Source organism: Chryseobacterium rhizosphaerae, assembly GCF_003385455.1.
In the GTDB taxonomy this organism is placed as follows: domain Bacteria; phylum Bacteroidota; class Bacteroidia; order Flavobacteriales; family Weeksellaceae; genus Chryseobacterium; species Chryseobacterium rhizosphaerae.
Genome location: NZ_QNUF01000029.1, coordinates 1 through 21,792, shown reverse-complemented (window position 1 = coordinate 21,792; position 21,792 = coordinate 1). Strand labels below are relative to the sequence as shown.

Annotated in this window: 20 protein-coding genes; 14 read left to right on the top strand and 6 right to left on the bottom strand. The window is 35.3% G+C overall.

What is annotated here, in order from left to right; translation table 11 throughout:
• Positions 1-105: 105 nt before the first annotated feature.
• The 4 genes from DRF57_RS19555 to DRF57_RS19535 form a co-directional block, all read right to left on the bottom strand.
• On the bottom strand, positions 106-1,590 hold the full coding sequence (locus tag DRF57_RS19555) for a xylulokinase (protein ID WP_115920389.1): 1,485 nt from the start codon (positions 1,588-1,590) through the stop codon (positions 106-108).
• 16 nt (positions 1,591-1,606) lie between these two features.
• Positions 1,607-2,332: an NUDIX hydrolase gene (locus DRF57_RS19550; protein ID WP_115920387.1), complete on the bottom strand. Its 726-nt coding sequence runs from the start codon at positions 2,330-2,332 to the stop codon at positions 1,607-1,609.
• Between the two features lie 1,429 nt (positions 2,333-3,761).
• Positions 3,762-5,081 (bottom strand): aspartate kinase, encoded by a 1,320-nt coding sequence (locus DRF57_RS19540; RefSeq protein WP_115920383.1) that lies wholly within the window; start codon positions 5,079-5,081, stop codon positions 3,762-3,764.
• Between the two features lie 327 nt (positions 5,082-5,408).
• Positions 5,409-5,675 (bottom strand): hypothetical protein, encoded by a 267-nt coding sequence (locus DRF57_RS19535; RefSeq protein ID WP_123863360.1) that lies wholly within the window; start codon positions 5,673-5,675, stop codon positions 5,409-5,411.
• Positions 5,676-6,394: 719 nt separating this feature from the next.
• Here DRF57_RS19535 and DRF57_RS19525 point away from each other — a divergent pair.
• A complete protein-coding gene (locus tag DRF57_RS19525) occupies positions 6,395-7,348 on the top strand; it encodes a PDDEXK nuclease domain-containing protein (RefSeq protein ID WP_115920379.1) in 954 nt (317 codons plus the stop codon).
• A gap of 82 nt (positions 7,349-7,430) precedes the next feature.
• On the opposite strand, the gene DRF57_RS19520 is transcribed toward DRF57_RS19525, so the two are convergent.
• On the bottom strand, positions 7,431-8,054 hold the full coding sequence (locus DRF57_RS19520) for a hypothetical protein (protein WP_115920377.1): 624 nt from the start codon (positions 8,052-8,054) through the stop codon (positions 7,431-7,433).
• A 179-nt stretch (positions 8,055-8,233) separates the two neighbouring features.
• On the bottom strand, positions 8,234-8,425 hold the full coding sequence (locus DRF57_RS19515) for a cold-shock protein (protein ID WP_115920375.1): 192 nt from the start codon (positions 8,423-8,425) through the stop codon (positions 8,234-8,236).
• A gap of 875 nt (positions 8,426-9,300) precedes the next feature.
• Between DRF57_RS19515 and DRF57_RS19510 the strand changes: the two genes are divergently transcribed.
• The 13 genes from DRF57_RS19510 (at position 9,301) to DRF57_RS19450 (ending at position 21,049) form a co-directional block, all read left to right on the top strand.
• On the top strand, positions 9,301-9,777 hold the full coding sequence (locus DRF57_RS19510; RefSeq protein ID WP_115920373.1) for a Dps family protein: 477 nt from the start codon (positions 9,301-9,303) through the stop codon (positions 9,775-9,777).
• 54 nt (positions 9,778-9,831) lie between these two features.
• Complete coding sequence (locus DRF57_RS19505; protein ID WP_115920371.1) at positions 9,832-10,527, top strand: LytR/AlgR family response regulator transcription factor; 696 nt, start codon at positions 9,832-9,834, stop codon at positions 10,525-10,527.
• Positions 10,528-10,832: 305 nt separating this feature from the next.
• Positions 10,833-13,028, top strand: coding sequence for a hybrid sensor histidine kinase/response regulator (locus tag DRF57_RS19500; RefSeq protein WP_115920369.1), 2,196 nt, complete (start codon positions 10,833-10,835; stop codon positions 13,026-13,028).
• A gap of 10 nt (positions 13,029-13,038) precedes the next feature.
• The gene (locus DRF57_RS19495) at positions 13,039-13,590 is read left to right on the top strand and encodes an antibiotic biosynthesis monooxygenase (protein ID WP_167449390.1); all 552 of its coding nucleotides are present in this window, start codon (positions 13,039-13,041) and stop codon (positions 13,588-13,590) included.
• Between the two features lie 493 nt (positions 13,591-14,083).
• Entirely contained in the window at positions 14,084-14,611 is a 528-nt protein-coding gene (locus DRF57_RS19490; protein WP_228450251.1) for an SRPBCC family protein, read from the top strand.
• A gap of 52 nt (positions 14,612-14,663) precedes the next feature.
• The gene (locus tag DRF57_RS19485) at positions 14,664-15,092 is read left to right on the top strand and encodes a lipocalin-like domain-containing protein (RefSeq protein WP_115920363.1); all 429 of its coding nucleotides are present in this window, start codon (positions 14,664-14,666) and stop codon (positions 15,090-15,092) included.
• Positions 15,093-15,119: 27 nt separating this feature from the next.
• Positions 15,120-16,088 carry an NAD(P)H-quinone oxidoreductase gene (locus DRF57_RS19480; protein ID WP_115920361.1) on the top strand — a complete coding sequence of 323 codons (969 nt, stop codon included), beginning with the start codon at positions 15,120-15,122 and terminating at the stop codon, positions 16,086-16,088.
• 20 nt (positions 16,089-16,108) lie between these two features.
• Entirely contained in the window at positions 16,109-16,759 is a 651-nt protein-coding gene (locus tag DRF57_RS19475) for a YoaK family protein (protein WP_115920359.1), read from the top strand.
• Positions 16,760-17,109: 350 nt separating this feature from the next.
• Complete coding sequence (locus DRF57_RS19470; protein ID WP_115920357.1) at positions 17,110-18,153, top strand: cupin domain-containing protein; 1,044 nt, start codon at positions 17,110-17,112, stop codon at positions 18,151-18,153.
• A 25-nt stretch (positions 18,154-18,178) separates the two neighbouring features.
• Positions 18,179-18,880, top strand: a complete 702-nt coding sequence (locus tag DRF57_RS19465) for a YoaK family protein (RefSeq protein ID WP_115920355.1) — start codon at positions 18,179-18,181, stop codon at positions 18,878-18,880.
• Between the two features lie 4 nt (positions 18,881-18,884).
• Positions 18,885-19,346, top strand: a complete 462-nt coding sequence (locus DRF57_RS19460) for a redoxin domain-containing protein (RefSeq protein WP_115920353.1) — start codon at positions 18,885-18,887, stop codon at positions 19,344-19,346.
• Between the two features lie 3 nt (positions 19,347-19,349).
• Positions 19,350-19,868, top strand: coding sequence for a DsbA family protein (locus DRF57_RS19455; protein WP_115920351.1), 519 nt, complete (start codon positions 19,350-19,352; stop codon positions 19,866-19,868).
• Between the two features lie 359 nt (positions 19,869-20,227).
• Positions 20,228-21,049: an alpha/beta fold hydrolase gene (locus DRF57_RS19450; RefSeq protein ID WP_115920349.1), complete on the top strand. Its 822-nt coding sequence runs from the start codon at positions 20,228-20,230 to the stop codon at positions 21,047-21,049.
• The last annotated feature ends 743 nt before the right edge of the window (positions 21,050-21,792 follow it).

Genomic DNA, 21,792 nt, shown 5'->3' with positions numbered 1-21,792 from the left:
ATTTATTTGATTATTTTTAATTTATTTTAATTTTTTGCGTAAAAAATCCCTTCTCACTGGTTGTTAAAAGTCAGTAAGAGAATGAAAAATGCTGTTGTAATTGTTCTAGATTATTTCATTAAGATGATGTTTCCACCTTTCATAGGCTTCTAAATATTGTTCTTGTTTTTCGTGTTCAGGCTCTATCACCGCTATTTTTTCAAGTGAAGAAAACGCTTCTCTGGAACCTGAATAAAATCCTATTCCCATTCCGGCCGCCCTTGCTGCTCCCACCGCCCCATCTGTATCATAAAGTTCAATAACTGCATTGCTGACACTGGAAAGTGACTGACGAAAAATAGAACTTAAAAACATGTTGGCATTTCCTGCACGGATCATCTGGATATCCATTCCGATATTTCTCATGATATCCATTCCGTATTCATAAGAGAATACAATACCTTCCTGCGCCGCACGCAGTATATCTCCTTTAGAATGTATATTGAAATTAATTCCGTGAATAGAGCAACTTGTATCTTTATTTTCCAATACTCTTTCTGCTCCGTTTCCAAAAGGAATAATACTTAATCCTTTTGAACCAATAGGTGAAAGTGAAGCCATATCATTCATATCCCCATAAGAAGAAAGTGAAGTTGCAAAATTATGCTTTAACCAGGAATTTAAAATTCCAGTTCCATTGATACAAAGTAAAACTCCCAGCCTGATCTGTTCTGATGTATAATTGACATGGGCAAATGTATTAACCCTTGATAACTTATCATATTCCAGCTGATCGAGAACTCCGTATACCACTCCGGAAGTTCCTGCTGTAGAGGCAATTTCTCCTGGGTTAAAGACATTCAGGGAAAGAGCATTGTTGGGCTGGTCTCCTGCTCTGTATGAGATGGGCGTTCCTTCTTTTAAGCCTAATTCTTCAGCTGCTGTCCTTGAAACAGTTGCCTGAATACCAAATGTAGGTACAATTTCAGGAAAAAAGCTTTTCGGGATTCCATAGTAATTAATAATATCTTCCGAAATACAGTTGTTTTTAAAATCCCAGAAAATTCCTTCCGATAGTCCCTCGATGGTCATTCCTATCTGCTCTGAGAGTCTCATCGCAATATAGTCTCCAGGGAGCATTATTTTATCGATCTTTTCAAAAATTTCAGGTTCGTTTTCTTTTACCCATGCAAGCTTTGATGCTGTAAAATTTCCCGGTGAATTTAATAGATGAGAGAGGCATTTTTCTTCTCCTATTGTTTTGAAAGCTTTTTCGCCATAAGGTACAGCACGGCTGTCACACCAGATAATGGACGGTCTTAAAAGGTTCTGGTCTTTATCTACCAGGATCAGACCATGCATCTGCCAGGTAATTCCAATTCCTTTAATATCTTCAGCATGTACTCCGGATTCATGCATAACAGCTTCATGCGCCAATTTCAGATTAATCCACCAGTCAACTGGGTTTTGCTCTGCCCATCCCGGATTTATAGCAGTGATTTTCATTTCTTTTTTGGGAGAAAATTCAGAAGCAATCACTTTTCCACTGGATGCCTCAATGAGACACACTTTCACAGAGGAACTGCCAATGTCATAGCCTAGTAAGTACATAATTTTTTAAAAGAGATTATTTTATAAGTTTTGTATTGTTTTTCTTGTAAATCTTAGCGTCAAATCTGTAATATCTTGCCGCACGGTGTGATACATCTTTTTGAATTTCATCCAAAGGAACAATATAGGGGAATGAAGATATTTTTTTATGGAAATTCTTAATATCAATATTTCTTTCACTTAAAGCACTATAGAGCTGATAGAGCTGTCTTATAGTAAATCTTTTAGGAAGCAGCTCAAAAATAATCGAGAAATCTGATTCAATCCATTTTCTGATCTCCATCAAAGATTCATTGATAATTTTGTTATGATCAAACGGCAATACAGGAACCTCATCAATAGGATACCAGTCTACAGTATCATATTTTGTACTGTTGATCTTATGATCTATTTTACAAAGCGAAAGATAGGCCACTGTAATGATCCTGTCTATATGATGTTTGTATTCCTGATCCATCCATTTGATATCATGAAGATTGCTTGCTCTCATAGGATCTGCAAAGCATCTGAATTGTTTCAGAACCATTTTCTTAATCCCCGTAAGTTCATGAAGTACTCTTTGTGCAGCATCATCTACATCTTCGTCACTGAAAATCAGACTTCCTGGAAGTTTGATCTGTTTTTCTAACGGTACATCATCAACATGGCGTTGTACTAATAATATATTCAATCGGTTTTCATGGTCAAATCCAAAGACAACACAATCTACAGAGACATAGGTATGGATAAAGTTCTGATTCATTAGTTCGTTAACATTTTGGTAACATTACAAATATAAAAATTCATCTGAATAAAAAAAATAAATCCTCCACTATCTACTGCTTATCAATACATTACATATCGAATTTTAATGATATCAATTGTATAAAAATTATGATAAGGTTATCATTAATTTTACACTTACTTATTTCATAAGACATGAATTCACAATTAATTGCAATATCAATCAGCACCAAAAAAAATTTTAATTTTAAGAATAAATATTATGATAAGAAGATTTTATTTTTTTTTTATTTTCTCTAAGAAAAAAATGTAAAAAACGCATTTTTCATTATCAAAAACTAAATAAAACACCATTTTTTTTCACCAATTTCACTACTATAATGTTATATTTTCACAAAACAATAAATTTATAAGCTAAGTTTATATAGTTACAAAGCAAAACAACAACGTAATTGTATCTGTTGATACAGCATCATTAATATTGGTAATAATACTTAATTGATTGAAAAAGTTTTTTTTTAAAGAAATTAAAAGCAGTAAGCTACAGAACACAAAGCTATTAATACGAATTGGTTCATCCTTGAACTTATTATATAAGTCAAATCTTGAATATTTTTTTGTTATAATAAAATCAAGAAAAATTAAAGTAATTACAATACTTTTTTGGACAAAAAAAGCTATTTACTATGCAAAAGAAGGATTGAAACTGGAAAAGGAATTTAATCTTCTTCCTTGCGGAGGCACATTTAACGCAAAACAATATTATTGAAGGAAAAAACTGTATTCTAAAAACTTATCTTGATATAATTTTGATTAACGTAAGTATTTTCACTTTCAAGCTTATTAACTTCTTTTACTTTATTAACAAAAAAACGGTTAATTCTCTATCTTTTTAAACCTTTCCATATTGTCCTATTACTTTCTCATAATTCCTTTTCTGATTAAAAATAAAGTAGCAATACCCATTTCAGAATATAAATCAAATAAGTTATCTCTTACTTTATTAATTATATTAAGTTCTTCATTCATTTTAATATCTATGCTTTTATAATTTATGCAGATTTTAAATTATAAAATCAGTCAGCTTTCTTACAATAATGGTAGCTAGAGATCGTATTTGGCTTTGGATATCTTTACTCCATAAAAAAACCTCCCGAAAGAGGAAGGTGATAAATGAAATTTATATAAAAGTGATATGTGTTAAACAAAGGTTTGTCTTAAAAACCTGCTTTAACATTAACAATGTATATGCCCTTCTCATCACTATTTATAGAAATATATTTTTGTGTGGTATATTTTGATATGATTATTCGTGAATCCAGCTTTATATCATTTTTCAGAAATGTCTCATCATTGACTGCTTCCAAAAGCAATAGTAACAATTCTAATAGCTAAAAAAACAGTTTTTGCCTATCATTCTATAATGCTTCACTACTTACTTCATTTTTCTAAAACAATCGGTTATGCAATGACCTTAAGGCCTCTATCCTAAAAAAAGATGGAACTAATAATGAAATATTATTTTCACTTCCTCCGTAGGAAATCATTCGTATTGGAATATGCTTTAGCGCTTCAGAGACGATAGTTGCATATCCGTGATTATTTTTTCTAAAATCTCCGACAATGCATATGATCGACTGTTCACTGTCAATTTCAACTGCTGAAAAAGAGTTCAATTCTCTTATAATTTCAGAAAGATTATCCGTTTGGTCAATTGTAAGCGATACAGCTACTTCAGAAGTAGTAATCATATCTATAGGTGTTTTATACCGTTCAAAAACTTCAAAAACCTTTCTCAAAAAGCCATAAGCCATAAGCATACGGGAAGATTGAATACGAATCGCCGTGATCCCATCCTTAGCGGCAATTGCTACAATCTGATTTTGATTGGTTATTTCTCCTGAGATCAACGTTCCGGCTGCAGCAGGATTCATTGTATCTAATAATCTTACAGGAACATTGTATTTTCTTGCAGGGAAAACGCTTTGTGGATGGAGGATTTTGGCTCCAAAGTATGATAGTTCTGCCGCTTCATCAAAACTGAGTCTGGCAATAGATTTTGTATTCTGAACATATCTCGGATCATTATTATGGAATCCATCAATATCCGTCCAGATTTGGATTTCTTCTACCTGCAATGCTGCTCCTAATAATGAAGCTGTGTAATCAGAACCTCCCCTTTGCAGATTATCGATTTCACCTTGAGCATTTCTGCATATGTATCCTTGAGTAATAAATAGGATTTCTTCCTGATATTTTGCAATTTCAAGACCTGCCTGTTTTCTGATGTAGTCAATATCGGGCTCTTTATCTTCATCAATCAACATAAAGTCTAATGCTGATAGTAATACGGACGATATTTCTTTTTCCTTTAAATATAAATGAAACAGAGTTGTTGAAATAATTTCACCTTGGGCAAGAATGATACGTTCCGCACTGGAAGTGAAGTTTTTATTTTTGAACTGATAAAACAGATCAAAAATTTCATCAATAAAGGATAAAGCTTCCAGAATCCCCGCTTCAGTCTTAAATAATTCATTTACAAATTTTTTATATTTTTCATATAGTACATCAATATGTTTGTAGGCTCCTTCAATATCCTTGTTCTCATACAGCTCCGATAATTTCACCAAATCGTTTGTGGTACCGGAAACGGCTGATAAAACAACCAGATGTTTGTCCGAAGCCTGAGATCTGATAATGGGTAATAACTGTTCGATCCTTTCTGGGCTTCCTACCGAAGTTCCACCAAATTTCAATACTTTCATAATAGATTAAATTGTTAAAATTTTTTCAAAAAAAAGGAGCTTGTCGTGATGACAAGCTCCTGTGTGTATTTAGTTTCTAACCAATAGGAAAATGACTCACGACGTTTGACGTAAGTACTGTTTCTTTCCCTTTTTTAAGTTAGATAATATCATTTTCTTTTTTTGCTGGGCAAATATACATTTTTTTTGTAAAAAACATATAAAAGCTTATTAAAAAGAATATTACTTTGTCAAGAATATAATTTTAGTATACTTGGATTCTAATTATATTTCAAACAGGATTTTAAATTTGCTAGTAAAAACAAATAAAACATCTCTGCTAAGGTCCTAATAAGGAACCTGCCTTTTCTTCAGTTTAAGTACTACCTTATGAACCTGCGGCAGTAATAAAACGATCATAATAACGCATAATATCCCACCAAGCATCAGGTTGTAATAATTCCGGGTAGCATTTACCAATACATGTTCTTTTAGCAGACTGCTTATATATCCGGGAGAAGAATTCTTTGCTGTATAAATATCATTTCCAGCATTCATATATGCCTGATAAGCATTCTGCAGAGTAATGAAAAGTTGGGGATTTGTTTCATTCACATTTTCACGTATTATCTCTCTGGCCTCACCTTTAGTATATAGTTGAAGTTCATTATTAAGTGCTAAGCTTGTCGTAAAACCGGTAAACCTTGCAAAAATATCCGGTAAAGCGGAACTTTTTTATGAAACCTCGCTTTACCATTCATTGTAACTATCACCATACCCGTTAAGATTACCAGCAGTACAATGATCTTAAAAAAGGAGATAATGACAATCCTACTATTGGTATAATCCTGTGCACTGAAAAAGATGAACAGTGGTAAAATATTCTGTTATGTCTGAAAATGAGAAACTGTTTGCAAGTAAATATAGCACATACATACCAGATGAGAAAGAATTAAAGCAACTTATTGAAAAACTGATCGATTAAAACTTGAACTGGACGACCTTACATAGAACAAAACAATAATTCTATAATAAAAATTATAGCCGCTTAGATTTAAACAAAGTCTTTTCAATGATTCCTTTAATTATCACTGATAACAATTGTTGATAAAATGTATTTTTAATACACCTGTTACTGCTATAAAGGTTAAACCTGATACCAGTAGTTTTTTTTTTTGTTTTTTCATAATTGAAACACATCAATTTGTTATGGTGTGCCGCACTTTGCGGAACTATGAGACAAAGGTGTCTGAGCCTTGGAATTATTTTAGGCTAATGGCATCATCAGGAATCTTTTGACTTTAAACTAACAAGACACGTGTCAGCATTCGTTTATAATTAATTGTAAATTTGTATGGAATTTCAAAAAAAACAAAACAATCAATACAGAATTGATCACCTTATATTGGAATATTGGTGAATATATCAGTAGAAAGATGGAGCTAAGTGAATGGGGACAATCTGTGGTCAAAGAATTATCTCTATATATCCAGACCAATGAACCTGACATCAAAGGATTTTCGGATAAAAACCTTTGGAGAATGAAGCAGTTTTATGAAACCTACAAGGAGTTTCCAAAAATCTCAACACTGTTGAGAGAAATCAGCTGGTCCCATAATCTGGCTATATTTTCACGTTGCAAAACAATTGAAGAACAAGAATTTTACATCAAACTCACAAAGCAGGAAAATTACAGTTTTAGGGAACTTGAGAGGCAAATTTCCAGCAGCCTTTTTGAGAGAACCATGATCGGAAATTCAAAACTCTCAACACTGTTGAGAGAAACCAACGCAGACATTGCCAATACCTTTAAAGACAGCTATGTCTTTGACTTTTTGAATTTACCTGAAACATTTAATGAAAATGATCTCCAAAAAGGACTGATACAGCAGATGAAGAATTTCATACTGGAATTAGGTAGAGATTTTCTTTTTATCAGCGAGGAGTACAAAGTGCAAGTGGGAAATTCTGATTTTTATATTGATCTATTATTCTTCCACAGAGGCCTGCAATGCCTGGTCGCATTTGAACTGAAAGCTGATAAATTCAAGCCGGAGCATTTAGGACAGCTCAACTTTTATTTGGAGGCTCTCGACCGGGATGTCAAACGTCAGAATGAAAACCCAAGCATTGGCGTACTGCTCTGTAAAGACAAAGATAGTGAGGTGGTAGAATATGCGCTTAGCAGAAGTCTGTCTCCAACCATGGTCTCTGAATACAAGACCCAGCTTCCGGACAAAAAAGTTCTGCAGAAGAAATTGCATGAGTTGTTTGACCATACAAGATAAATCTCTAAATATAATATCGTCCAATTCAAGGCTTGGATTGTAGGATCTGAGTCTTAAAAAAATATTGAAAAAGGGAATTTGCCTAAACAAACTCCCTAATATCGAAACTGTCCGAAGAATTACTTCGCTTAGAAGAAACGATCTCGTCATCATTCGAAATGCTCGAGCTTAACAAACTGGCAATTCTTTTTGAAGCATCTCTTAATGAATTCTCTAAAAGATCAAAAAGCTCGGTTCCCTGAATTTTTTGAATAATATCGACTGCTTGCTGTTCTAAGTCAGGCTCCAGCAAATCCTGTTGAAGCAGCTGACCCGCAGTACTCAATTCCTGGAAGGTAACCCCTGTAGCAAACCAGCTTTCAATTTTAGAATCATCCTGATATTGCCAGTCTTCTTCCTCGTCATCCCAATCATTATTTTTGACCAGTATGCCGCCAAGTTCTTTCCTTGAAGCAATATGTTCAAATACTTCCTCCTTAGTTTCTGAATCAAAATTATTTGCATTTGTTACGATAGATTCTTTCTGACCTTGATCAGCATCAGATGGCACTGGTTTTCTCTCTTCTTTCTTTGTTTCTCCAATAATAGAGGGTAATTCGAGCTGAGTTTCGGCATTTTTTTCCTCAGGATGGTAGTTTGAAAACTTCTTATCCCACAAAATTAGGATGATAGTGATTAACAAACCTATGATAATTAATTGTTCCATAAGATGTGATATTAAAAGATGGGACGGTATTGTATATAAATTTTAGATGGACCAGAGGCAGGACTATTTAACGTATTTGAACTGAGGCAGAAATAATTATGTACTGAGAAGTTTAAAATAAAAAAGAGAGCAAATAAATTATTTGCTCTCTCAATAACGTATATAGTTATTAATTGAAGTTACGCTATTTTAACGTTAACTGCATTAACACCTTTGTTTCCATTTTGTAAATCGAATGTTACGACATCATTTTCGCGAATGTTATCTACTAAACCTGAAGTATGTACGAAAACGTCTTGACCACCTGTTGATGGAGTAATAAAACCAAATCCTTTGGCATCGTTAAAGAATTTCACTGTTCCTTGTTGCATTGTATATGTATTATAAAATTATTGTATTCTGTTTTAAAGGATCAATTATCCTTGTGTCCTGATGTAAATCAAAACAATAATAATTTTTGAGAGAAAAAATTGGATGAATAAAGTTTAAGAGTGAAAATCGAACTTCTTAAAAGGTAGAACACCTAAAATATTAATGACAAAATTGAGCGGCTGACATTACACGTAAGATTAAATTAAAATCTGATATTATGCAGTTGCCTTATTATTCTACAAATATATGTTAAATAATTGACCTGTGCAATTATATTTCTCACTCAGCTATTAAAATTCAAATTAACTTTTCTTGAATGGAAGAATAGGGAGTGTCTTTCCATTCTTTATAATTCCAAGTATCTTCATACATTTGAATACATAAGACTTAAATAATTACAAAATGTAAGAGACTGAATAATTCTGCATGAGTCCGTGCTTAAATGGAGAGTCAATTGAATAAAAAACTAGCTTGTACTGACATATATAACTATCCTATCAAATTAGTGGAATTATTTAAAACCGACTACTGAACGTTATAAGTAGACAGCCCCATGCTGTTAAAAAAATAGCAGTTATTTTGTTTACCTGCTTTAGCAATTTTACTTAGCTAGTAGAGATCACAAGTTTACCAAATTGTGCCAACTGTCTTTAGTTGGCGCACTTTTTTACTTTTTTCTGATGACTTGAAAATCTTCTAAGCATAAATTTTGGTTATGATATAGTTATAGGTACATTTTAGTATATTCTCACCAAAATATTTTCTATCCCAAATTTAACTACTGATTTTGCCCATTCAACGAAAAAATTCTAAAAACAACATCCCTCCTACCGAACTTTATATCATTAAAAATAACAATTAAAATTCTATTATTATGAAAACAAACATCGGACTTACAAAGCAAAACACAGAAGCTGTGGCGGAACAATTGGCAAAATTTTTGGCAGACGAAACCGTACTTTACATCAAAACAAGAAACGCCCATTGGAATGTGACTGGCGATAACTTCCACGCCAATCACATTTTCTTTAAAGAGCAATATAAACAATTAGATGAACTGATTGACAGCGTGGCAGAACGTCTACGAAAAATCGGACATTATGCACCTGCTACAATGAAAATCTATCTAGAATTGACACATCTTACAGAATACAGCGAGAGAACCAATGACGGATTGGGCTTTATGAAGGATTTATTAAAAGACCACGAAAGCATCATCGATTTTCTAAGAGGAAATGTTACGCCTTTTGCTGAAAAATACAAAGATTACGGCTCCAGCGACTTCATCACAAGCCTTATAGAAACGCACGAAGAAATGGCCTGGATGATTCGTTCTTACTTCAGAAATTAAAGAAAATAAGAAAAGGAATAATTATATTTGTGTCAACCATAATAAACTATCCCTATGAAAGCCTTGATTGTTGATGACAACGATATCGCAAGAACCACTCTCGCACACTTGGCAAAACAAGTTCCGAATTTGACGATTGTCAACGAATATTCCAACGCTATTGAAGCTTACAATCATTTGCAAAACAATCAGGTAGATTTGATATTTTTGGATATCGAAATGCCGGAAATGACCGGAATAGAACTCACCAAAAACCTTTCAGGGAAAGACATTATCATTATTTTCACATCTTCAAATAAGGATTACGCACTCGAAGCTTTCGAACTGAATATCGCAGATTACATCCTGAAACCAGTGATGCCTGCAAGATTTTTACAAGCTGTGAGCAAAGCACAATCGATTCTGGAAAGCAGAAAAGAAGATGTGGAAGTCACCAAAGATGAGTTCCTTTTCGTGAGAGATTCCAATATCACAAGACGTTTGAAGCTGGATGATATTTTTTATGCGGAGGCGATGGGCGATTATGTAAAATTCTACACTAGGGAAAAAATGTTTGCCATTCACGGCAAGATGAAAACAGCAGAAGAGCGTCTCCCAAAAAACCATTTCATAAGAGTTCATCGCTCTTACATCGTTTCTCTTGGCAAGATAGATACGCTTCAGGACGGCGGAATTATGATAAACGGAAAATTTATTCCCGTTGCAGACGCTTACAGAAAGGCACTCAATGCGAGAATGAATGTTTTCTAATTGAATATTAATTGGGCAGTTATTTCCATCTTCCGCTCCCAATCTTTTTTGCACACGATTTCAGATTAAATAGATCCTCAGAACAAGCAAAAAAAAAATCTCCACTCAAGTCGGGCTGCAGTAATTCGATGTTGGTAGATGTGCACAAATTCCCCTCCTTTGGAAATCGATGAACGAGATTTGCCGAATTAAATAAATAAAAAATATTAAGGCACTGGTGACGAAAATTCGAAGAATTTTTGACGGAGTGTTTTTTTATAAATTGTAAAGTCGTTTTCAACAATTCAAAATAAGTACAAACACTTATGAAAAAAATATCCTCAGTAATGGGAAACAGACGGTTTAGTTACTTCATTATCCTCACGTTTATTGCGGGCTCTCTCCTATTGATAGCTGTTCAAATCAATTCGGCTAAAAATACCAAAGGACTCATTCAAAACAACAACCGACTTCTCAACGAATTACGTTCCAGCAATCATTTACGTGAAATCGACCGCGACATTTTGGGCGTTGAAAGTAGAATCCGAGCTTCTATTGCGACCAATGACACAACTCATCTCGAAGGAATCGACCAAAAAATCAATCAGATAGAAAACTTCCTCGATTCACTTTCGAAAGATAATTCAGACGGCGTTGAAGAAAAATTGATTCACAGATTGAGCGTTCTTGCAATGGAAAAGAAGACAACGAAGGATAAATTATTGCTCCGTTATCACACCCTTGGAAATATGGACGACAACACTTCCATTGCCAATCCAAGAGCTCGAAAAATTTCGAACGAAATCACCTCCATCACTGCTAAAATCTACGAAAGCAGAAAACTTCATATGGTTAGCCTCAGTAAAGAGACTGAAGCAATGGGACAAAAAGCAAGATTGTATGATATTTCCTTATTGATTCTTTTGATTTTAAGCGGTTCAATTGTCGGTTATCACATTCTTCGTCAGTTCAAACGTCAGAGATTGTTAATTCAGGAATTGGATGTTGCAGAGAAAAAAGCGTCGGTTGCCGCACAAACTAAAGAAAATTTTCTAGCCAATATGAGTCACGAAATCAGAACGCCTTTAAGCGGAATTTTAGGCTTCACCAATCTTTTGCAGAAAAGACCTTTAGATGAAACTTCCAAAGAATTTGTTTCATCAATTCAACGTTCTGGGGAAAATCTGATGGCAATTATTAATGATATTTTAGACTTATCAAAAATCGAAGCTGGAATGATGCGCATTACCAAAGGCATATTCAGCATCAATGGATTGGTAAATTCTGTCGAAACATTTTTTGTGGAAAGAGCCAAAGAAAAAGGCTTAACGATTTCCAGCAAAATCGATACTTCGATACCAGATACTTTAAATGGTGACGCCACGAGATTGACACAAATTTTGGTCAACCTCATCGGAAATGCCATCAAATTTACGCCTCATGGAACAATTAATATAGAAATTTATAATAAACAACAATCAGATAGCAAAATTGTTATCGGTTTCAAAGTTTCAGATACAGGAATCGGAATCGATAAAGAAAAACTGAGTGAAGTCTTTGAAAGATTCAATCAGGGAGAAGATTCTACAACGAGAAATTATGGAGGAACCGGACTTGGATTATCGATTGTAAAAAACCTGATTCAGTTGCAAAATGGCGATATTGAAGTTGTCAGTGAACAAGGGAAAGGCACGACTTTCCATTTTTATATTCCTTATACGATTGCAAAAGAACAGCTTAATGTGATTCCTAAAATTGATACAGATCATTTTAAAGATAAAACAAAGGCGCCTTTGAAAGTGTTAATCGTTGATGACAACGCTATCAATCAAAGTCTGATGAAACATATTCTATCTCAATGGAATATCGATTTTGATACCAAAAACAACGGTTTGGAAGCAGTAGAATTTCTCAAAAACAATGACTGTGATTTGGTTTTAATGGACATCCAAATGCCACAAATGGACGGTTATGTTGCCACGCAAACAATCCGTGAAGAACTGAAACTAAACACGCCAATCATTGCAATGACCGCACATGCTTTGGCTGGTGAACGCGAAAGATGTATGAGCAGTGGAATGAACGAATATATTTCCAAACCGATAAATGAAGAAGAATTATTTAAACTAATAACCAATTTCGGATTGCAGAAAACAGAATCACCAGAAATAACTCCTATAGCATTTAAATATATTGATTTAACCTATATGCAATTGATAAGTGGTGGCAATAAAAGTTTCGAACAAACCGTTACCAAACAATTTATTGATAATATACCTCCACATTTGGAGGATCTTTCAACCGCTTGCGAAAACTGGGATTTTACCACTGTAAAACTTAGAGCACACGACCTGAAATCAAGTGTGGCGATAATGGGACTTTTACCTGTTTTGGAGGAAAATCTCACAGCACTTGAAATGTCGAAAGAAAAAAATAAGAAAGTGCAAAATGATTTAGAACAAGTAAAAAACATTCTCAATTTTTCAATTGACGAGGCGAAACAATTTCTCAAACAGCTATAAATCAAAAATTATGGAAACTCAAGGTGCATCTGTGGTTATTACCCATCATGTTCTCGACGGCAAACAATCCGAGTATGAAAAATGGCTGGATGAAATTCTGCCCGTTTCCAAAAGAGCCAAAGGTTTTATCAATTGGCAAATCGTTCGCCCGATTCCGAATCTGACTTTTGTTTACACTGTGATTATCCGATTTGATACGATTGAAAATCTCAGAAATTGGATGGAATCTGATACCAGAAGAAAATTGATTGACAAAGCCCATCCGTTATTCACAAAAGAAGATAATTATGAGATCAAATCGGGACTGGATTTTCTTTTTTATGGAGAAAAAACAGACAACAAAGTTCCCGTTCGATGGAAACAATATTTAGCAACCTGGTCTGCCATTTATCCTTTATCATTGCTGATGCAATTGCTGTTATTGCCCTCCTTACGATTAATGAATATTCCTGCCAATAGGTATTTTGATACATTGGTAAGTACGGGCTGTCTGGTTTTTCTGGTGATTTATGTGGTGATGCCGAATTATACGAAGCTGATTAGAAAATGGCTTTATCAATGAAAGAAAATCTGATTTAAAATAGAATCCATCTCAAGCAAACTGGGATGGATTTTATATTTTTAAACTTTCTTCAAACAGTCTGTTTAAACTAAAACTCACTTGCATTCTCCCTTAACAACTTACTTAAACCAAAACACAGTTTGCTTTTCTTCAAAACAGCCTGTTTGAAAACAAAATACTTTTATTATTGTTCCCGACTACCTTTTTGTAACCTACAAAACTTTGGCGGAAGTATCACACGGTTTACGGGAAACAAAACAACTCTTACTTTGGTCGCAAATCAAAGGTTTTATAATCAAATGACTTTCACTTTTATTAAAAAACTTAGTTTACTTAGTCTTTATATCATCCTTTCCACCGAGTGCTTTTGCCTGTTCATCGAACACCAATTGATTTTGAAATTTGTTGAATGTAGCTTTACATCATCAAATTAACATATACAAACAATTAAACTTTAAACATTATGGAAATTATTCAAACACCAGAAAACGCATTGTCTCACTCTACAGTTACAGCCATTATCAATGCCCCAATAGAAAAAGTAAACATCGCAGATTGGTTATTAAATCTTCCTGATGCTGAATATCAAAGATGCTCAACGCAGCACATTGGCGCGGCGATTTCTACTACTTATGATGGCGAGCCAGTTTCTTTAAACGTCGAAACAATCGGAGATGCTTTAATGGTTCAGCATTATGTGGCGGTAGAACACCGTCCGGATTACTGTAGAATGTTATCGATTTCAGATTCTATCACCAAAGGCGGACGTACAAAGGTTCAGGTTTTATGGGAACTGAAAGCCACAAAAATCGATGATAACACGACATTGTACACCAACGAAATCCACGCAACAGCCACTCCTGAAATGTTCGAGTATTTAAAAGAACACAACGTGAATCTTGTTGATGCAGCAGCTTCCAGACAAGCCGCTTCTGACGCCCACAACCACGAAGAAACTCCCAACTTTGCGAAAAGCATCGAAAACAAAGCGTTGACAGGAAAATACAATCAACCTTTCTAATTCAAAAAAATATAATGGACGTATTTCGGTACGCCCATTTCATTTTAAAATTATGGAAACACTTTTTGAAAAACTTGTAGGAACCTGGACCTTGGTAGAACTCATCGAAGTTCCTGTCAACGGTGGAGAAATTACCCATCCGATGGGTGAACATCCGAAAGGTTTGATTATTTACAATCCAGACGGTTATATGTCGGCACAAATTATGGATACGCACCGGGAAAACTTTCATCAAGAACATTGGACCAATGCCACGCAAGAAGGTTCAACCTATCTTGCGTATTCGGGGCCATTCAAAACGGACGATGAAAAACAGTTGGTGAGCCACACGATGTACATCTCGCTTTTCCCAAACTGGACGGGACAAACGCAGAATAGAATCGTTATCTTTAAAGATGGTTTTCTGGATATTGAAAGTGAGAAACCATTCACCAGCAATTCAAGGTTGGTGATTCATAAATTGACATGGAAGAGAGTTTGAAATTAATCTAAATTAAAATTAAAAAAAATGAAAGCAATCATTATCAAAAAATATGGTGCTCCAGAAGTATTGAAATTACAAGAATATCCTACTCCCGAAATATCCGGGGATGAAGTTTTAATCGAAGTGAAAGCCGCCGGACTCAACCGTTCGGATGTTTTCCAGCGAGAAGGCAATTATCCTTCTCCTGCAGGTGTTATTTCAGAAATTCCAGGTTTGGAAGTTGCAGGAACCATTGTAAAATGCGGACCTGCTGTCGTCGATTTTACCATTGGAGACAGAGTTTGTGCACTTCTTGCAGGTGGCGGTTACGCAGAATATGTCTCTGTGAGACAAGGTCAATGTTTACCAATTCCTTCAGGTTTAAATTTTGCTGAGGCGGCAAGCTTACCGGAAACGGTTTTTACGGTTTGGTCTAATGTTTTTCAGAGAGGAAATCTTCAACGTGGAGAAACCCTTTTGCTCCACGGTGGAAACAGCGGGATTGGAATCACGGGAATTCAGATTGCTCACGCTTTGGGTTCAAAAGTAATTGTTACGGTTGGTTCCGATGAAAAAGGCCAGAAATGTCTTGAACTTGGCGCAGATTCTTACATTAATTATAAAACTCAGAATTTTGAAACTCAACTTCAAGATGAAGGTGTCGACGTCATTTTGGATATGATTGGCGGTGATTATTTGGCCAAAAACATTAATATTCTAAAACCTGAGGGAAGATTGGTTCACATCAATGCGGTAAGTGGTAGTCGTGTAGATTTGGACATCTGGAAAGTGATGACCAAGCGCCTTACTGTCACAGGAAGTACTTTGAGAAGCCGGGAATATGAATTCAAAAAACAATTGGCCAAAGAGATTCAGAAAAATGTCTGGCCTTTGATTGAATCTAAAAAGTTCAGACCTGTTATTTATAAAAAGTTTCCTTTTTCAGAGGCTGCAGAAGCACATCGATTGCTTGAAGACGGTTCGCATACAGGAAAGGTTATTCTTGTGAGATAAAAAAATTAAACTGATAATCAATGAAAAGAGATACTGTCTTCTATTCGTCTCTAATTATGAATTTCAGTGCAGGTTTTGTGGACACAAGTACCTTCATATTACAGGAAATTTTGTGGTTTTTGCGTACAAATTATCGAACCGTCCGCAATTGCATGATTTTATCAATCTCATCAGTCTTTCCCGTTTTCATACTGGCGGTCATCTTAACCAGAAAAATAGATAGCCTTTATAAGAATGAAAAAGGAATATTTGAATCCATTGGCATATTTTTGATTGGTGCAGGTTGTATCGCTTTTTTATTAAAACAAAATCAGATTGCAACAGGATTTGTGTACCATTCTATGCTGATGCTGATTGTTTTTTCGATGGGTATCCAAAATACGGCGACCCGTTTATACACCAATTCCGCCTTTGCCCCAACGACGGTAATGACGGGCAATGTGACCAAAGCCATTCTTGATTTTTTCTCATACATCTCTACAAAACATACCCTTGAAAAGTTAGTAGAAATAAAGAAATCATTGGTGCTTCTGACAGGTTTTTTGATTGGATGCATCTTTGGCAATTTGATTTCGGATTGGTTCGGATTGGTTTCAATGTTGATTCCAGGTGTTTTGATTTCTGTTTACTACACGGTACCTTCAAAAAAAACATATCTATCCTTGCAATAAATTTTTCTAATTTAAATAATCATCCTTCTCAAGTCAAATTGGGAAGGGTTTGTTTTTTTTAAATTATTTTAAATAATATCGTTCTTTAAAGTAAAAAGATGAATATCGAATCTGTCTCTTTTCATCTGATAACGGCAAGGAATGCACGAATTAATTTATTGAAAGTATATTTTGATTTAAAAAAAACTCGTGCATTCGCGGCATCCTAACAATTCATCAACTACTCCTTTCAATTTCCCGTCGACTCATTTTGCCCATTCACCGAAAACCACTTCGAAATCCTTTGATTCCTGGGTAGCTTTACAGTAGAAATAAAGACAAATTATCATTAATCACAAAAACTTATCATTATGAATACTGCATCATTAAGTTTCAAATACGAATTAGAAAAAAAAGAACCAAGAACCAACGACGGCGGAACTACAAGAGGTGCTTCCGTAAAAGATTTCCCAGCTTCTATAGGCATTGCAGGTGTTTCTATGAGATTGCAACCGGGAAGTATGAGAGAATTACACTGGCACGCTAACGCCGCAGAATGGGCATATGTGATTTCCGGAACGGTTCGTACCACGATCATTCATCCGGATGGACATAGTTATACAGATAATTTTGAGCCAGGCGACGTTTGGTATTTTCCAAAAGGTTACGGTCACTCGATTCAGGCGACAGGAACAGAAGAATGTCATTTCATTTTGATTTTTGATAACGGTAATTTTTCCGAAGACCATACGTTCAGTGTTACTGATTTTGTTTCATCTGTACCTCCAGAAATTGTGGCTCAGAATCTAGGTTTAACTTTAGAAGAAGTAGTCGCTTTACCTCAGAAAGAAGCCTACTTCGCAGCGGGAGTTGTTCCAGATGAAATGTCATTTGTTGCAGCTGCAAGACCTGATGAATCAGATATAGAATTAACGAGCTTCCATCGTTATCCTTTGCATTCTCAACAGCCAAGAATTGTTCCAGGTGGAGGTTTACAGAGATTGGTAACGAGTAAGGAATTCCCTATCAGCAGTACAATGTCGGGTTCTATATTGGAACTTCAGCCGGGCGCTTTGAGAGAAATGCACTGGCATCCGAATGCAGACGAATGGCAATATTTTATTTCTGGGCAAGCAGAAATGTCAGTTTTCTTGGCCGAATCTACCTGTGTTACAGAGCGATTTAATGCAGGAGACGTGGGTTACGTTCCAATGGGAGCCGGACATTACATCAAAAATACAGGCGACACGGTTTGTCGAATTCTGATAGGTTTCAACAGCGGAAAATATGAATCGATTGATTTGAGCGAATGGCTGGCTGGAAATCCAAAGGATGTTGTTATTACTAATTTCGGTTTGAAAGAAGGTGAAATTGAAAAATTCCCGACTGAGAAAGTTTTCATTCAACCTAAATAAGATTAAAACTAAATCTCTCGAAATAATGGATAATTCTGTCATCAAAACAAACATTTCCGTTTCATCTCATTCGATTAAGATGCAAGAGAGATTGGCGATATTTTTAGCTTTGATTGCGGGTTATATTGATGCAACAGGACTGATTCAATGGAAAACCTACGTTTCGTTTATGAGCGGAAATACAACTTCACTGGGAGCGTCGCTTTCAACAGATAAATTGGAAATCGTTATCACATCAATTACTGTCATAGGTAGTTTTATATCAGGAATTTACGCAGGAACCTGTTTGTCATTATCGAGGAGAATAAAGAACCAAAGATTGATATTTTACTTGGTTTCCGGAATTCTGATTTTGTACACCATTATTGCTTATTTCTTTAATATCAATACACTATCATCCATCACAATTGTCGGATTTTCAATGGGAATGATGAACACGATTGTAACTTCCGTCGGAAACCAAAAGGTGAACACAGACTTCGTGACAGGAACTTTGAACAGTTTGGCAAGAAATACCGCAATGCTAAGTATGACTAATGATAAGGCGGAAAAAGCAGAATATCAATCTAACGCCATTCATCTTTTGTTTTTGTGGATAGGATTTTTATCCGGTTCATTTATCGCTCCTTTCCTACTCGATTATTTTGGAAAATGGACTTTGATGATTCCTGCATTGTTACTAATGATTTGCGGAATATTGATTTCAAAAATTAACCCTAAAAACTAATATTATGTTACAGAAAAATGATGTTGCCCCAGATTTCACATTGTACGCAACGCCAGACCAGAAAATTACATTATCAGAATTCAAAGGGAAGAATGTCATCCTCGCTTTTTATCCCGCAGACTGGAGTCCGGTTTGCAGCGACCAGATGGCGTTGTATAATGAAACTTTGAAATTTTTCAAAAAATATGATGCAGAAATTTTCGGAATTTCTGTCGACAGCAAATGGTGTCATCTTGCATTCTCACAGTCAAGAAATTTACATTTTCCCTTACTCGCAGACTTTGAAGCTAAAGGAGAAATCGCAAAAAAATATGGTGCTTATGATGACGAAGAAGGCGAATGTAAACGTGCCTTATTCGTCATCAACAAAGATGGCATTATCGAATGGAGTTATCTGTCACCAACAGCCATCAACCCTGGCGCAGAAGGAATTCTAGAGGCTTTAGAAACTCTTAACACAAAATAAATTATGTCACTAAAACCAAACGTCAGCCAGGCTGACCACGCACAAGGCAACTCAGAAGCCGATTTAGTTATCGTAGAATACGGCGATTACCAATGTCCATACTGTGGCGCTGCTTATCCGGTTCTGAAAGAGTTAATAAAAGAATTTGGAAGTCAGATCAAATTCGTTTTCCGAAACTTCCCATTATCTGAGATGCATCAGTATGCGAGGCCAGCAGCCATAGCAACGGAAGCAGCCAATCTGCAAGGGAAATTCTGGGAAATGCACGATGCGATTTATGAAAATCAGCAAGATTTGAATAATAACTTGCTGATGAGATTGGCAGAGAAATTAAAACTGAATATTCCTCAATTTGAAAAGGATTTGGAAGATACTGCGTTGGCTGAGAAAGTTGATTCAGACTTCGAAAGCGGCATCATAAGCGGCGTGAACGGTACACCTTCTTTCTTTGTGAATGGGAAGAAATTTGATGGTGGCGCAAAAGATTTGTTTGAGCTTTTGAGGGAGAATACTGGAAACTGAAACCAAGGAAGCTTTTAACACTTAAGTAAATATAAGTTTCCATCAGAACGCAGATAGGAACACTTAAGTTTTCTTTTGAGGTTGAACCTTATTTTACACCGAATCTGCAGCCCGGCTTGAGTGGAGCTCTTTTTTGTCATGGCGATTGTGCAAAAGTTCTACAGATTGCTTCACTTTGTTCGCAATGACAAAAAAAGCGGGAACGGAAGGTGGATAAAGCTGCCCAAAATAAAATTATCAAAAATGTACGATATTAAACTAGATTAACGAGAAATGGATTGAACCATCCTACATTTGCTGAAGAATTAAGACAACAAAATATTAAAATAAATTAATCACAACATTAAAAAATTAAAACAATGAGCACACTTAAATTAAAAGACGGAACAGAGATTTTTTACAAAGACCAAGGCGAAGGACCAGTTTTGATGTTTCACCACGGATGGCCTTTATCATCAGACGATTGGGATGCACAGGTGATTTTCTTTCTGCAAAGAGGTTACAGAGTGGTGACGCACGACAGAAGAGGTCATGGCCGTTCTAGTCAGGATATTTACAATCACACCATTGAGCAATACGCTTCTGACGCAGCTGAATTGGTAGAATTCTTAGATTTGAAAGATGTAGTTCACATCGGTCACTCAACTGGTGGCGGCGAAGTAATTCGTTATGTGAATAAATATGCGACCGGAAGAGCTAAAAAAGCAGTTTTAATAAGTGCAGTGCCACCAATTATGGTAGCAAGCGACAGCAATCCTGATGGTGTTCCGATGTCTGTTTTTGATGGCATCAGAGACCAGACTTTGAACAACAGACAACAGTTTTACATCGACTTGACTTTCCCATTCTACGGCTATAACAGAGAAGGTGCAGACGTGAAAGAAGGCGTACAGAGAAACTGGTGGAGACAAGGAATGATGGGCGGAATTGTAGCTCATTATGACGGGATCAAAGCGTTTTCTGAGACTGATTTTACAGAAGATTTGAAAAATGTTGATATTCCGGTTCTGGTCCTTCACGGTGAGGATGACCAGATTGTACCTTATCAAAATGCCGCGTTGAAATCTATAAAATTGTTGAAAAACGGAACTTTAAAAACATATTCTGGTTTTCCTCACGGAATGCCAACTACCGAAGCTGCAACGATTAATAAAGATCTTTTGGAATTTATTGAAGGTTAATCGGGAATATGACTAGTCCTGAAAATCCGATATACATCAAAGGACAAAAATAAATAATTAAACCAGAGCAAATTTCTTTTTGCTTTTATAGGTTTTCATCCTGATTTCTGATTGATTATGCATTTGATTTGGAGTTAAATTATGGTTTGAAAAATGGGGTCTCATTTCATTATAAATTTTGATGGTTGCCAAATTCACTATGTGATCGCTTCGCATCAAACATCCTACAAAGTCTGCTAGGATACACAAAAACCTATTAATCAAGCACCTATTTCTAATATCTTTTCAATGTCAATAATAAAAGAGCTTGGATAACATCCTGTCGAGTCACTGAATGAGACAACTATTGATAGTTGTCTCTTTTTTTTACATATAAGAATATATATATCAAACTTTTACAACCTAATATTTTATGGTTTGACCTTTTTTGCTCCCGTAATTGCGAAGCATAATTCTTTAGATAAACTTTACATCTGTTCTTAATAAGGAAATAATTATCATTATCAATTTTTTCCATTGAAAAAAACTGATGTGCATTTAAACTTCGGTCAATAGAATTATCAATTGTCCTTCCTATCTCATGCTTTTGCTTTGATAAGCTTCTTATCTTCATCGTCATATAATGTATTCAGGTCTTCAATAGAACATTATATTGATATCAATGGTTCTTTTACCATATCTCAACAACACTATGAAAACGTCTCTAATTTAATAGATAATAATTTCTATGTAAATTTTTTATA